The sequence below is a fragment of the Oceanobacillus bengalensis genome, assembly GCF_003628445.1.
Classification (GTDB): Bacteria; Bacillota; Bacilli; order Bacillales; family Amphibacillaceae; genus Oceanobacillus; species Oceanobacillus bengalensis.
The window spans coordinates 62,489-77,086 of the sequence record NZ_RBZO01000010.1 but is presented as its reverse complement, the minus strand read 5'-3'; the positions used below and the strand labels follow the sequence as shown (position 1 = coordinate 77,086).

Annotated in this window: 15 protein-coding genes; 5 read left to right on the top strand and 10 right to left on the bottom strand. The window is 36.5% G+C overall.

Annotated elements, in window-relative coordinates; all coding sequences use genetic code 11:
- Positions 1–108 precede the first annotated feature (108 nt).
- The 9 genes from D8M05_RS08290 to D8M05_RS08250 form a co-directional block, all read right to left on the bottom strand.
- A complete protein-coding gene (locus D8M05_RS08290) occupies positions 109–1,413 on the bottom strand; it encodes a pyrimidine-nucleoside phosphorylase (protein ID WP_121130558.1) in 1,305 nt (434 codons plus the stop codon).
- A 9-nt stretch (positions 1,414–1,422) separates the two neighbouring features.
- The gene (locus D8M05_RS08285; RefSeq protein ID WP_121130556.1) at positions 1,423–2,025 is read right to left on the bottom strand and encodes a phosphorylase family protein; all 603 of its coding nucleotides are present in this window, start codon (positions 2,023–2,025) and stop codon (positions 1,423–1,425) included.
- A 477-nt stretch (positions 2,026–2,502) separates the two neighbouring features.
- Positions 2,503–3,678, bottom strand: a complete 1,176-nt coding sequence (gene deoB / locus D8M05_RS08280; protein ID WP_121130554.1) for a phosphopentomutase — start codon at positions 3,676–3,678, stop codon at positions 2,503–2,505.
- A gap of 286 nt (positions 3,679–3,964) precedes the next feature.
- Entirely contained in the window at positions 3,965–4,855 is an 891-nt protein-coding gene (gene xerD / locus D8M05_RS08275) for a site-specific tyrosine recombinase XerD (RefSeq protein WP_121130552.1), read from the bottom strand.
- A 5-nt stretch (positions 4,856–4,860) separates the two neighbouring features.
- Positions 4,861–5,067: a YqzK family protein gene (locus D8M05_RS08270; protein ID WP_121130550.1), complete on the bottom strand. Its 207-nt coding sequence runs from the start codon at positions 5,065–5,067 to the stop codon at positions 4,861–4,863.
- A 310-nt stretch (positions 5,068–5,377) separates the two neighbouring features.
- Entirely contained in the window at positions 5,378–5,848 is a 471-nt protein-coding gene (fur, locus tag D8M05_RS08265) for a ferric iron uptake transcriptional regulator (protein ID WP_121130548.1), read from the bottom strand.
- A gap of 106 nt (positions 5,849–5,954) precedes the next feature.
- Positions 5,955–6,596 carry a stage II sporulation protein M gene (gene spoIIM / locus D8M05_RS08260; RefSeq protein ID WP_121130546.1) on the bottom strand — a complete coding sequence of 214 codons (642 nt, stop codon included), beginning with the start codon at positions 6,594–6,596 and terminating at the stop codon, positions 5,955–5,957.
- A gap of 87 nt (positions 6,597–6,683) precedes the next feature.
- Complete coding sequence (locus tag D8M05_RS08255) at positions 6,684–7,850, bottom strand: endonuclease Q family protein (RefSeq protein ID WP_245985261.1); 1,167 nt, start codon at positions 7,848–7,850, stop codon at positions 6,684–6,686.
- Between the two features lie 8 nt (positions 7,851–7,858).
- On the bottom strand, positions 7,859–8,401 hold the full coding sequence (locus D8M05_RS08250; RefSeq protein ID WP_121130544.1) for an NUDIX hydrolase: 543 nt from the start codon (positions 8,399–8,401) through the stop codon (positions 7,859–7,861).
- 680 nt (positions 8,402–9,081) lie between these two features.
- Between D8M05_RS08250 and D8M05_RS08245 the strand changes: the two genes are divergently transcribed.
- Complete coding sequence (locus D8M05_RS08245; RefSeq protein ID WP_121130542.1) at positions 9,082–10,002, top strand: aldo/keto reductase; 921 nt, start codon at positions 9,082–9,084, stop codon at positions 10,000–10,002.
- A gap of 63 nt (positions 10,003–10,065) precedes the next feature.
- Here the strand turns inward: D8M05_RS08245 and D8M05_RS08240 are convergent, their stop codons facing one another.
- Positions 10,066–10,389: an iron-sulfur cluster biosynthesis family protein gene (locus D8M05_RS08240; protein ID WP_183072736.1), complete on the bottom strand. Its 324-nt coding sequence runs from the start codon at positions 10,387–10,389 to the stop codon at positions 10,066–10,068.
- A gap of 116 nt (positions 10,390–10,505) precedes the next feature.
- Between D8M05_RS08240 and D8M05_RS08235 the strand changes: the two genes are divergently transcribed.
- The 4 genes from D8M05_RS08235 to D8M05_RS08220 are packed head-to-tail and all read left to right on the top strand — an operon-like array spanning position 10,506 to position 14,585.
- Positions 10,506–11,246, top strand: coding sequence for a glycerophosphodiester phosphodiesterase (locus D8M05_RS08235; RefSeq protein WP_121130538.1), 741 nt, complete (start codon positions 10,506–10,508; stop codon positions 11,244–11,246).
- A gap of 9 nt (positions 11,247–11,255) precedes the next feature.
- A complete protein-coding gene (namA, locus tag D8M05_RS08230) occupies positions 11,256–12,272 on the top strand; it encodes an NADPH dehydrogenase NamA (protein ID WP_183072735.1) in 1,017 nt (338 codons plus the stop codon).
- A 3-nt stretch (positions 12,273–12,275) separates the two neighbouring features.
- Positions 12,276–13,199, top strand: a complete 924-nt coding sequence (rnz, locus tag D8M05_RS08225) for a ribonuclease Z (protein WP_121130534.1) — start codon at positions 12,276–12,278, stop codon at positions 13,197–13,199.
- A 15-nt stretch (positions 13,200–13,214) separates the two neighbouring features.
- Positions 13,215–14,585, top strand: a complete 1,371-nt coding sequence (locus D8M05_RS08220) for an aldehyde dehydrogenase (RefSeq protein WP_121130532.1) — start codon at positions 13,215–13,217, stop codon at positions 14,583–14,585.
- Positions 14,586–14,598: the final 13 nt, after the last annotated feature.

Genomic DNA, 14,598 nt, shown 5'->3' with positions numbered 1-14,598 from the left:
TTACCCTCCAACAATCAATATAATGTAAGGATTCCCAGAAGGATGTTTTAATATACCCTGATAGATGAAAAAGAACACATGTTAAAATGTGCTCTTTTATATATATCATTATTTCGTTATTGTTCCATAAATTAATGGCGGTGCTTCTATTTTTCCAGTTGAAATTTCTATGTTTTGATAGAGCAATTCTTTGACATCATCAATTGCCTCGCTGTTCGCATGAATAGTTAACAATGCCTCACCTTGTTTAACATCATCACCAATCTTTTTATGCAATACAATTCCGACAGCCAAATCAATTTCCGACTCTTTCGTTGCTCTACCAGCACCAAGCATCATTGCTGCTGTACCAATTTCATCTGCAACGATTTTAGAAACTGTTCCAGAGACTTTAGCAGGTAATTCTACTTGATAGGAAGCTTGGGGTAAAGTATCTGGTTGATCCACCACACTCGTATCTCCGCCCTGCGATCCTAGAAAAAGCTTAAATTGTTCAAGTGCCTTACCGTTTTTCAAGTTTTCTTCCAGTTTTTTTCGTGCTTCTTCCGTACTAGTAGCCTGATTCGCTAGAACAACCATGTGACTTGCAAGAACGAGACATAATTCCGTTAAGTCTTTCGGTCCGTTTCCTTGTAATGTCGCAATTGCCTCTTTAACTTCTAACGCATTTCCTATTGCAAACCCAAGTGGTTGGTTCATATCTGAAATAATTGCTATCGTGTTTCTTCCAACCTGCTGACCAATCGAAACCATCGCACTTGCAAGCTTCTCAGAATCCTCAAGCTCCTTCATAAATGCACCAGAACCTGTTTTTACATCTAATACAATCGCGTCAGCACCAGCAGCAATTTTTTTACTCATAATTGAGCTTGCAATAAGCGGGATCGAATTAACGGTTGCTGTTACATCTCTTAGACTGTATAATTTCTTGTCTGCAGGCGTTAAGTTACCTGATTGGCCAATTACAGCAACTTTGTTCTTATTAACAAGTTCAATAAATTCATCATTTGTTATTTCAACATGAAAACCGGGAATCGATTCAAGTTTATCAATGGTACCACCTGTATGACCAAGTCCTCTGCCACTCATTTTAGCGATGGGTACTCCAACAGATGCAACGAGTGGTGCGAGAATAAGTGTTGTTGTATCGCCCACTCCACCTGTGGAATGCTTATCAACCTTTACTCCTTCAATTTGCGCTAAATCTATTTGGTCACCTGACTCAACCATAACTTTTGTTAGACTAGCACGTTCCCCGTCTGTCATGTCATTGAAATAAATAGCCATCAACAACGCACTTACTTGATAATCTGGAATTTCATCTTTTGTATAGCCATTAATAAAAAATTGAATCTCGGTTTCTGTTAATTCTTGACCGTCTCTTTTCTTTTCGATAATGTCATACATTCTCATATTTATCACCTATTTTATGTTAGTTGGTATCGTTTCAATAATCTTTTTCACAAATGCTAGAAAATTTCCCCTCACTTTATCGGTCGTTTCCATTACTTCTGAATGTGTTAACGGTTGATCCAATATTCCCGCTGTCATGTTAGAAATGCATGAAATACCTAATACACGTAGACCAGCGTGATTAGCTACAATAACTTCTGGTACCGTGGACATTCCTACTGCGTCACCACCCAACATTCTTACTTCAGCTGGTGTTTCGTAGCTTGGACCAGTATTTCCAACGTAGACACCTTTTTGCACCTTTAGGATCAATGCTTTTGCTGCATCCTCTGCATGGCCAATGTAGGCCTTATTGTAGCTTTCCGACATATCTGGAAAGCGTGCTCCGAGTTTATCATCATTTTTTCCAATGAGGGGATTTGTACCCCCTTTATGACCAGCAACAGTGGATTGAGGAAAATGTGGAATATCCTGATAAGGAATAATGGTTGGATTTTCTATTTCATCCGCTAACACACCTAATCCTGATGCTAATATAAGACCAATCGTTGGGACATTGTTAATTTTTTGTTTAATAAATTCACTAGCTTCTCTACTCGCTAATCTGTCCATTTGTACATTTCCCTCTTAATTTAGTAAAAGGCATAATCGTAATTTTTTGTTGTGTACTTCTTAGTTGATATAAAATGCGCAGTAACTGGAGAAAAAGTATGTCCTACCGTTCCGGCAATACACTTCGCTTTCCGTGGGCGGCTGGTGAGCCTCCTTCGTGCTAACGCACTACGTAGTCTCACCTAGGCCTGTCCTCCCACAGGAGTCTACGTGTATTGCCTCCACTAGGATTGTGCTATTCAACTTACTAATAATATTATTGCTAGTATGTGGTTGATTGGAGCGGAGGGTAGCCAGTCGACTCCTGCGGGAAAAGCACGTGTCTGAAGACTCCAGAAGAAGCGCTCTTTGCTTCTTTGGAGGCTGAGGCCGTGCCCGCGGAAAGCGTACTGGCTGCCCAGAGCGGAAATCAACAAAGCACTTACTGCGCATTTTATATCGATTACGTCATAGTTTAGTCTTGGGTAAACAGTCTTCTTATATTCCTTTTAGAAAACTTGTACCAAATTCTGGCATTTCTACTCCGAAATTGTCAGCAATTGTTGCACCTATGTCTGCAAATGTTTTTCGAATTGGTAGTTCTTTTCCTTTCTCTACATTCACATGATGCACTAATAGTGGTACGTATTCACGGGTATGATCTGTTCCATGGTGAATGGGATCATTTCCGTGATCAGCTGTAATGATTAATAAGTCATCTTCCTTTAGTAATGGAAGAACCTCTGATAATCGTTTATCATATTGTTCTAACGCTTCCCCGTATCCAATCGGATTACGGCGATGACCATATTTCGCATCAAAATCAACCAAATTTAAAAAGCTTATTCCTGAAAAGTCCTTGTTCATGGACTCAACTAATTTGGTCATTCCATCATCATTATCGACCGTTCTAACCTGTTCTGTTACACCTTCTCCATCATAAATGTCGGATATTTTCCCTAAAGCAATCACATCTAAATCATTATCCTTTAACGTATTCATAACTGTTCTACCGAATGGTTTCAGTGCGTAATCATGTCGATTTGAAGTTCGTTCATATGCGCCTGGCTTCCCAATAAACGGACGAGCAATCACACGCCCTACCATATATTTCTCATCCAATGTTAGTTCTCTCGCTATTTCACAAATACGATATTGTTCATCTAATGGAACAATATCTTCGTGTGCAGCAATTTGCAATACAGAATCGGCTGATGTATAGACAATTAATGCCCCAGTCTTCATATGTTCCGCGCCAAGCTCATCAAGAATGGCCGTACCTGAAGCAGGTTTATTCCCAATAATCTTACGTCCTGTCCTCTCCTCTAGTTCATCAATTAATTCCGGTGGGAACCCATCTGGAAAGGTTTGAAACGGTTGTTTAATATGTAAACCCATTATTTCCCAATGTCCAGTCATGGTGTCCTTGCCATTGGATGCTTCTTGCATTTTTGTATAGTGTGCTTTTGGTTTCTCTGCTTTTTCAACACCTTGAATTTCCCGAATATTACTTAGGCCTAATTTGGCCATATTCGGCATCTCTAACCCGTTCATCGCTTCAGCAATGTGTCCTAAAGTATCTGCACCTTCATCATTAAATGCTTTCGCATCAGGAGCTTCTCCAATTCCAACAGAATCCATTACAATTAAAAATATCCTTTTAAATTTATGCATCTTAAAACCTCCTACAATTATAATCCCTAATAAGTGCGTAACTATGTATGAAAATCTATTTTAAGAGGTTGTTCAAATAGTCCGGTAAAAAAACATTGAGAAAGTGGAACTTCGACGTTTAACACGTACTGTGTTAAACGTCGAAGTCACTATATATGCTAAAGGAATCTAGTTGATTTTCCTTGCCTTTATTCACGTATTAAATGACGTTCTGCCCATCAAAGTTACTCCATCACTTACTTCTCGGCCCTTTTTATTTTCCTTTTGAACACACACTTTTATGGAATTAAGCTCTAGGATGATAAGCTTTATACATATCTTTTAATCTAGTTTTTGTAACATGGGTATAAATTTGTGTCGTAGAAATATCTTCATGACCGAGCATTTCTTGGACGATACGTAAGTCAGCTCCATTTTCTAATAAATGTGTAGCAAAGGAGTGCCTTAATGTATGCGGTGTAATTTTTTTCTTAATCCCAGCATCCAGCGTTACCTTTTTTAATATTTTCCAAAATCCTTGTCTTGATAAAGCTCTGCCATGTTGATTTACAAATAATGCAGATTCTGTTTTTTGCTTAACGAGTTCAGGTCTTGCTTGCTCTATGTATTTTTCCACAGCCTTAATCGCAACATTTCCAATAGGTACAATTCTTTCTTTTGAACCTTTCCCAAAACATTGTAAAAACCCCATTGTCAAATGTAAGTCACTTATCTTTAGTGCGATTAGTTCGCTAACACGTAACCCAGTAGCATACATTAATTCAAGCATCGCTTTATTACGTACTGTTAAAGGTGAATGTTCATTTATAGTAAGTAAGCGTTCTACCTCTTCTTGTGACATCACATCTGGTAGCTTACGTTCCTTTTTGGGAAGTTCTATATGTAAACTTGGGTCATTTTGGACAAGCTGCTCACGTACTAGAAATTGGTGAAATGAACGAATAGATGAGATATGCCTTGATATCGTGGCGGTGGATTTGCCATCGTCTTTCAGCATATATAGAAACCCAACAATATCTTTTCTTGTAACCGTATCCCATGAAGATTTTTGAATAACCTTATCAAGATAATGAATATATTCATTTAAGTCACGTTTATAGGATTTTAATGTGTTGTCTGACAATCCCTTCTCAATCTGTAAAAAATGAAAATAATCCTCCAGCGCTTCTGTAAGCATCAACCTTACTCCCCTAATCGAAATAATATATTAAATCTGTCTATGACACGTTGGTCTGAATGAAACACTTTAACAGATGGACCCTCTGGCTCATCATAACGATGGTAGTTCTCATACTCGGCATGCATCATACGAAGACCAAAGTAAAATAAACATGTACAAATGGTAAAGATGACAAATACTTTAATTGTATCCCATATTAATTGTTTCATATAGGTCATATCTCCTCATGAATGATTAGTAGTTTCCTACTCTAAGATATGCCAAATCGGAATAACAATATACATGCTGTTTTCGATAATTACCAATTTCCTGTTAACTAGAATGTACGCTTTTTCTCACTAAATGTAAAACACCTGAACATGTACAACGCTCTATATTTATGAGTGCAATCACAATTTAGGTGTTTGATCTCCACAATCCTAGATCTTTTTCAAAAATAAAAGCCTCTTTCCGAATCGAAAAAAGGCGAACTAGCATTTTATCATGTCAAATAAGATAGGAGAAGTGTGAACATCTATCTTATATTTCATTTGTTTCTTTTACCTTCACTGGCACTTCCTGGCAGTTTTTACATATTCCATGAAACGTTAATCGGTGATCTTTTACCTCGAAACCCCAATCTTTTTGTACGATTTTTTCAACATCTTCTAGTAAATCATTTTCAATTTCTTCAACCGAACCACACTGTGTGCAAACTAAATGATGATGAAAATGTTTCGCACCTTCTTTTCTTAAATCATAACGAGAGACTCCATCACCAAAATTAATTTTATCAACTATTTTCAATTCAGAAAGCAACTCTAGTGTACGATATACCGTAGCTAAACCAATTTCAGGTGCTTTTTCTTTCACTAATAAGTAAACATCCTCCGCACTTAGATGATCTTCCTCTCGCTCTAGTAATACTCTTAACGTAGCTTCTCTTTGCGGAGTTAACTTATAGCTTTGTGAGTGTAATTGCTTTTTTATTCGCTCGATTCGATGTTCCACAACAGATCGCCTCCCTCATATCCCACCTTTAATTATATGCACCGATAAAACACGTGTCAAAGTATATTATCACTTTATATTTATAATAATTATAATATAAAACTCATTATTGATAAAGTGATTTGATATAGGAGACCATTGACCCATTTGCTACATAAGCTTCAATACCTGATGCAATAAAGGATGCAATTAATAATAGTAAAAAAATGACGACATATTGTCCAAATGGTTGAAAAATAGCACCAGACGGCCGTTTTGAGAATAGCTTATTTAATAGTGTCAACGAGAAAATCATGGAAAGACTACCTGCAATTATGTAGATTGGAATAATGATTAAATTCTGCGGAGCGATAGAAAATGTTGCAAGAAATAGCCCTGACCAATCTAGTTGATTTACTAGAAATCCTACAGAAAAGCCTACTACTAGCCCCTTCACATATATTAGTACCCATACAACTGGAAGACCAATTACCGATAAGCCTAATATGAACAATAATAAAAGATATTTCACATGATAAAGAAAACTTTCCTTTAATATAATTACATTATCGATTGTCTGTCCTTCTACAATCTGTTTAAAAAAACGTTCCAGATAGAAAAACAATTCTTGCCTTTGTATAAAGTTCATACTGTTAACGATAATCGCACCAAAAATAATACCAGTTAAAAACAAAATAACCATAAATAAATAGATTGTGGCATGCTCTTTTATATGATTCTCAACAAAACTTTTATTACGATTATACATTGGAATCCTCCATTCTAAAGAAGATATCTATAGTTAAAACTATGAAGAATTCCAAATAATAATACCAAAAATCTACTAAAAATAATTTTAATTAGGAGATATTGTTCCGTATTTCCCGCCACCACCAGCATTTACTTTCAATTTTCCCTCTCTCATATCAATAATAGCATGTGCTAGTTTTTCGGAAACAACTGCTAACAATTCTTCAAATGGCGCATGATGGATGACATTCATTTCTGTTTGAAATCGCTCTAGTAACTTCCCGTAAGTTTTCGGTCCAAGAGTAGGTAAATATTCTAATGGAACCTGATATAAATAAGGCGGCCTGCTTACATCATTTACCTCTATATCCTTTAACTCTTGAATACGGTCAAACACGCCTTTAATAATTGTTTTTGATCCACAATTTGGGCATTGTTTTACATCTGTCCTGAGCTCGGTAAGGCAATGATTACATACGGTCGTATGGTATTTCCCTAGCCTTGGGTTCATGCCAAAGTTTTGCTTAATAGACCTGCCATAGGCATGATGTAGTGCGAAGTAAAATTCTTTAAATGAAGGCTCTTCCATGTAGATCTCCTGGTATTCACGGCCGATTTTCGCAAGCGAATGTGCATCAGAATTCGTTACAAATGTAAATTGATGTAACTCACTTATTTGATCAGCCATTTCGGTGTCTGAGCTTAAACCTAGTTCAATTCCATCGATTAAATCTTTATCAAAGACTTCGGTTAAAGACTTCTTTACCCCTTTACCATAAAGACTTTTAAACGGCGTAAACACATGAGCTGGGATAAAAATACCTTCTAACTCTTTTACTTTATACTGTAATTCTTTAGCGGATCCATAGTATCTTTGGGAGCTAAGTGTAATGTTTTTCATTTTTGTCGTTAGCCACTCCGAAAAGTACCCCATATTTTCAAGTGTAGGCAAGTAACATAGGACATGAATCGGACCATGACAGTTTTCATCATAGATTTCAATCTCTGATCCCAAAAGTAATGTAGCTTTCTCAAAGCGGATACCACCATCTACTAACTCATAGGCTTCACCCTTGGCTACTAATTGTTTGATTTCTTGTTGTACAGCTGGTGCATGACAATCAATCACACCAATGAGATCAATTCCCTTATTTCGACTAGATTCTTTAAGTATATTTGTTAATGTTAATGTTTTAGCTCCTGTTATTTTCACTGGTTTATTATACATATCACGTCCGATATGTATATGCATATCAGTAAAATAGGTATTCAATCTATTCCCTACCTCCCTAATGCATGTAAATATAATACAGCATAGTTTGTTTTTGCATCATGTATTCTTTCCTCTGCCACATAATCCTTTGCTTCATCTAATGTTAGTTCAATCACTTCGACAAATTCATCTTCATCCAAAGATTTTGGTTCCTTTAATTTCACCAGTTCATCTGTGATGTATAAGTGAAGTAACTCGTCTGCAAATCCTGGTGAAGTATAGAATGACGTAACAAAGTGAAGACCATTTGTAGTATACCCAGTTTCCTCTTCTAATTCACGAATCGCAGCTGCAATTGGGTGTTCACCAGGTTCTAATTTACCAGCTGGTATTTCAATAATTGACTTCTCTAATGCTTTTCGATATTGTTCAACAAACACAATTTTATTTTCTTCCGTGATTGCAATTACCGCAACTGCGCCAGGATGTTTGATCAGTTCTCGCTTCGAAGTTTCCCCATTAGGAAGGGTAACTTCATCCACCCGTAGATTGACAACGTTCCCTTCAAATATCTGTTCACTATTGATTGTTTTTTCTTCAAACTTTTTCATATGTATCTCCCTCATCTAATTGTATTGATTTTATTTTACCATAAGTAAAACCTTTAGGTCAGTTCGCATTCATAGTTTGTTTCGTTGGTTTTGAGTAGAGAGTTGATATAGAATAAAAATAACAAATGTTCTTTTCATACTGTTTTTTCGTTATTTCTATAAAATGCAAAGTAATATAGGGATATACAAAGTCATACCGTTCTGGAAACACACTTCGCTTTTGCGGGAGGCTGGTGAGCCTCCCACAGGAGTCAACGTGTGTTTCCTCCACTACTAATTGCGCTCTAATCAAGTAAATCTCTGGAGGAATTCATTCTATTCGTAATTCAAAAGATAAAATTACCCGAAACGTTATTTTCTAGATTGCGACAATACATGAATTAGAGATACTTTACCAGCGGAGGCAGAATGCGTAGACTCCTGCGGGAAAAGCACGTGTCCGAAGACCACTCAGAAGCGTTTTTTGCTTCTGAGCGGGCTGAGGCCGTGCCCGCGGAAAGCGCAGCATTCTGCCGGAGCAGATTCCAGAACACAACAATCATAAGAGTGTGCGAGATCTTTACAAAATGATAATTTTCGTTATGCAACAGTTTATATCAATTAATTAATCTTAATACATAGGAAAAGCAATTACTTTTTTATTACAGACCTATCAAAAGAAAAAAAGGACGGTTTATTGTATGAAGAAAAACCAATTAGGAAAATCAGGTATATATGTTTCAGAACTAACATTAGGTTGTATGTCGCTTGGTACAGACAAGCAAGTTGCTAAGCGAATAATTGACCTTGCATTAGATAAAGGAATAAACCACATCGACACAGCGGACTTGTATGATTTTGGTTTAAATGAAGAAATGATTGGTGAGATAATCCATGATAAGCGAGAAGATATTGTCCTAACAACTAAAGTTGGAAATCATTTTAATACAAAAACGAAGGACTGGTTTTGGGATCCTTCAAAAAAATATATCATACATGCAGTGAAAGATAGCCTCAAGCGCCTTCGTACAGATTACATTGACTTTTATATGTTACATGGTGGTACCACCGATGACCCAACCTGCGAAACAATAGAAGCATTTGAACAATTAAAACAAGAAGGCATTATTCGGGCATACGGAATCTCCTCGATTCGTCCCAATGTCATTCGTGAATATGTCCAAAAGTCTTCTATTGATGGCGTAATGATGCAATACAACTTATTAGATCGTCGGCCCGAGGAAGAGATACTTGACCTATTACATAATCATGAAATTAGTGTACTAGCAAGAGGTCCATTAGCAAAAGGCATATTGAGTAAGCGAGCAGACGAAATACGAATGCAAAAAGGAAATGAAGGCTATCTTGACTATTCTTCTGAAGAACTACAAAGCCTTCTTGATAAAATGAAGGAATTAGTTGGTAACACATACAGCCTGAATCGTCTTGCATTACAATATGTACTACAACATCCTGCTGTAACAACCGCTGTATTCGGCGTGAGTTCCCAGGATCAACTCGAAGAAAACATAAACGAAGATTTTACTGATAGCTTGTCAGAAAATATTTATCGTGAATTACAAAATATAACCAAAGCCTTGGAATATAAGCATCATCGATAAAGATTATTCATATGTTTTAAAGAAACAAAGTAGGTTGACTAATCGTAATCAACCTACTTCTTCTTAATAATTTAAAAGGCTCCGTTCCGGAATAAACGGATTCAGCATCTCACTCGTACTTGATAACCGAAATGAATGATTAATATAGTCGAGCTTCATATTTTCAGCAAAGAAAACGGCTTGTTGCTCCGAAACAATGGTTGGAAAAGATGCTCCTGCAACGTTTTTATCATACGTCTCTTTTTTATTTGTAAGCCGTATTGTTGGAACTCCGTTTACCCCACAACCACAATCCTCAATGTCATACCATAATTGCAAGTAGTTAAACTGTTTATTATTTAATTCTATTAACTTCTCCTCAGCTTTTGAAGTTATTGTTAATTGCACAATTATCACCTCTTATGTCTAGTTTAACATGTTTACTGGTTTACTTTTAGGATTTCGTACTTGATTGACTTTTTCCTGGCTCTACAACAAAATATAAGAAAGAGGTGAATCGACACTTGAATACAAACATTATCGCTCATCGAGGAGCAAGTAAATATGCACCTGAAAATACATTACCCGCTTTTGAACTTGCCTATCAAATGAAAGCGAATGGCATCGAAACCGATGTACAACTTACTAAAGATAACATACCGATACTTATACACGACGAAAAGGTAAATCGAACGACTAATGGAACCGGATATGTAAAAGACCTAACATATAGAGAAATAAAAGTGCTGGATGCAGGAAGCTGGTTCTCTTCAGATTTCACAGGTACAACAATTTTATCTTTAGAAGAATTTCTCGAATGGATTCGTTTTAAGCCCTTATATTTAAACATTGAGCTAAAAAATAATAAAATAGACTATAAGCATTTAGAATCCATCGTTTATGAAAACTTAATGAAATACCAATTATTGGACCGGACAACATTGTCAACTTTCAATCCAAGCAGTGTTGAACGACTTAAGCCAATGAACCAGTCAATTGGTGTGGCTTTTTTAACTTCCAAAAAGAAGTCCAATCTCGTATCTCATGCAAAAAAGTTAGGCGCTAATGCGTTACATATAAAATATAAATTGCTAAACAAAGCATTGGTTGAGAAGTGTCAGCAACAAAAAATGCCAGTACGCGTTTATACGATAAATAAAGAGCCCTCAATGAAGAAATGCTTCTCGTTAAACTGTGATGCGATCTTCACCGATGTTCCAGATATAGCACTTAATTATCGAAATAACTTTAAACACACAAACTAGGAGGAAATTATGTCTAAATTATTCTCACCTTTTACAATTAAAGAACTTGTGATCAAAAATCGAATTGTTATGTCACCAATGTGTATGTATTCTTCCGTAAATGAAGATGGTAAACTTACTCCATTTCACTTTACACACTATATTTCTAGGGCTGTAGGTCAAGTAGGATTGGTCATGATAGAAGCTACAGCTGTTAGGCCAGAAGGAAGAATCTCTTCTCAAGACCTTGGACTATGGTCAGATGAGCATGTTGATGGCTTCAGACAGTTGAATAAGGAACTACATAACTATGGTGCGAAATCAGCTATTCAATTAGCTCATGCTGGAAGGAAAGCAGTATTGGATTCGGCTGCCTATGCCCCTTCTGCCCTTAGATTCAATGAATCATATAAACTACCAGAGGAAATGACGATTGAAGATATTGACGCTACAATTAAGTCTTTTAAACAAGCTGCAAAACGAGCAAAATCAGCTCAATTTGATTGCATTGAATTACACGCGGCACATGGATACTTGATTAATGAGTTCCTATCTCCCCTAACAAACAAAAGAACAGACAAATATGGTGGAAATAGGGAAAATAGATACCAATTTCTCCAAAATATTATCGAGGCAGTTCAAACGGAATGGGATGGTCCATTGTTTGTTCGAATTTCAACAGACGAATACGATGAAAATGGGAACACATTAGCTGACCTTCTATACTACTCGAGAAAAATGAAAGAACAAGGTGTAGATGTAATCGATTGTAGTTCAGGAGGCGTTATACCCGCTCAGATTGAGACCTATCCAGGCTACCAAGTAAAAAGATGTGAGATGATCAAGCAAGAAACGAATATTGCTACTGGGGCAGTCGGTCTTATCACCTCTGGTATGTTAGCAGAAGAAATTTTACAGAATGATCGTGCTGACTTAATCTTCATTGGAAGAGCATTATTAGCCAATCCATATTGGCCAAAAGCAGCAGCATTAGAATTAAAGGAAACAATCCCTGCTCCAACACAATATAAAAGAGGATGGAAATAAGCTATGGAATTATTTTTTCTAGGAACAGGTGCTGGCATTCCATCGAAAGAGAGAAACGTAACATCAATTGCATTATCATTGTTAGAAGAAATTAATCATGTATGGTTATTTGATTGTGGAGAAGCAACACAGCATCAAATACTACATACATCAATAAAGCCACGGAAAATTAATAAAATATTCATCACCCATTTACATGGTGATCATATATACGGAATGCCAGGACTGTTAAGCAGCAGGTCGTTTCAAGCTGGTGAAGAGGGGTTAACCATTTATGGGCCTGAGGGGATTAGAGAGTTTATAGAAACCAGCTTAAAAATTAGCGCAACACACCTTAGCTATCCCCTTTCTATCATCGAAATCGAGGAAGGAAAAATCATAGACGATGAGAATTTTGCCGTTTACGCAATGAAGCTGGATCATGGTATCGTAAGTTTCGGTTACCGAGTTGTTGAGAAGGATAAACCTGGGGAATTACTTGTCGATAAGTTAAAGAATATGGGAATAATGCCAGGTCCCATATATAAGCAAATAAAAGAAAATCCTGTTACTATTTTAGAAAATGGATTATCTATCAAACAGGATGATGTTATTGGGACGAAAAAAAAAGGACGTGTTGTGAGTATTCTTGGAGATACTCGTTATCGAGAAGAACATATCTCTTTTATAAAAGATTCAACTGTACTCGTACATGAGGCTACATTTGATCATGAAAAACAAAGTTTAGCAAGAGATTATTTTCACTCGACCACGACACAAGCGGCAACACTCGCTTTTAAAGGTAATGTAAAAACACTAATATTAACCCATATTTCCTCAAGGTATCAGAAGGAAATGTTTCACCAATTAGTAAAGGAAGCACAGGGTATATTCAAAAATACCCATATGGCAAAGGACTTTTACCAGATTAAAATAGAAAATAATTAGAGGAGATTAATTATAATGGTAGAAATAGAAAAGCTTGTAGCAGATACACATTCTTTTTTTATGAATGGAAATACGATAACCTATGAATTTCGTCAAAAACAATTAATGACCTTGAAGCAAATGTTAAAAGACAACGAGTCGAAAATTTACCGTGCTTTAAAGAATGATTTAAATAAATCAAAGCAAGATAGCCTCACTACAGAAATAGGTTTTCTTTACACTGAAATAGACTTTGCATTAAAGAATCTCAGGAATTGGATGACTCCCGAGAAAGTTCCAGCACCAATGACACATAAGGGCACTCAGAATTTTATTTTCAAGGAACCATACGGTGTAACATTAATCATTTCTCCTTGGAATTACCCTCTACAGTTAGCAATCGGACCAGCGATTGGTGCAATTGCTGCTGGAAACTGTGTTATTGTGAAACCATCAGAGCATGCTGCTGCTACATCTACGTTACTTGCTGAAATGATAGCTGACTATTTTGATCAATCTTATTTCTCCGTTATAGAGGGGGAACAAGAAGTAACGCAAGCATTATTGAAACAGCGGTTCGATTATATTTTCTTCACAGGAAGCACAAATGTCGGGAAAATAGTTATGAGGGCTGCAAGCGAGTATCTAACACCAGTTACCCTTGAATTAGGTGGGAAAAGCCCAGCAATTGTTGACATGGATGCAAACATTAACTTAGCTGCCAAACGAATTGTTTGGGGTAAATTTACTAATGCTGGACAAACATGTGTAGCACCTGACTATGTATATGTTCACGAGAAAGTAAAATTCAAATTGCTCAAGGCGATGAAAAAATATATACGAACATTCTATGGCCGAAATCCTTTAAAGAACGATAATTTCACACGTATTATCAATGAAAAGCACTTTGATCGTTTAACAAGCTTCTTAATCAAAGGTTCCATTCTACATGGTGGAAATGTAGATAGAGAATCATTAATGATTGAACCAACAATTTTGGATTATATCTCTTGGGAAGATCCAATCATGCAGGATGAAATATTTGGACCAATCTTGCCAATTATTAGTTTTACGAATTTAGAAGATGCACTATATAAAATTAAATTGGGAGAAAAACCTTTAGCACTCTATTATTTTGGTGACGATTATAAAACACAGCAGCAGGTAATAGAATATGTATCATTTGGTGGGGGATCGATCAACGACACACTCTATCATCTAGCTAATCCACATTTACCATTTGGCGGGGTTGGTGCAAGTGGCATGGGAGCATATCATGGGAAATACAGTTTTGATACATTTTCCCATAGTAAGAGTATTCTAAAACAGACAACGAAATTTGACATCCCATTCCGGTATCCTGGTAATAAGATAAATGAAAAGTTAGTCAATACGATTATGAAATAAAGGGAGCTCACCA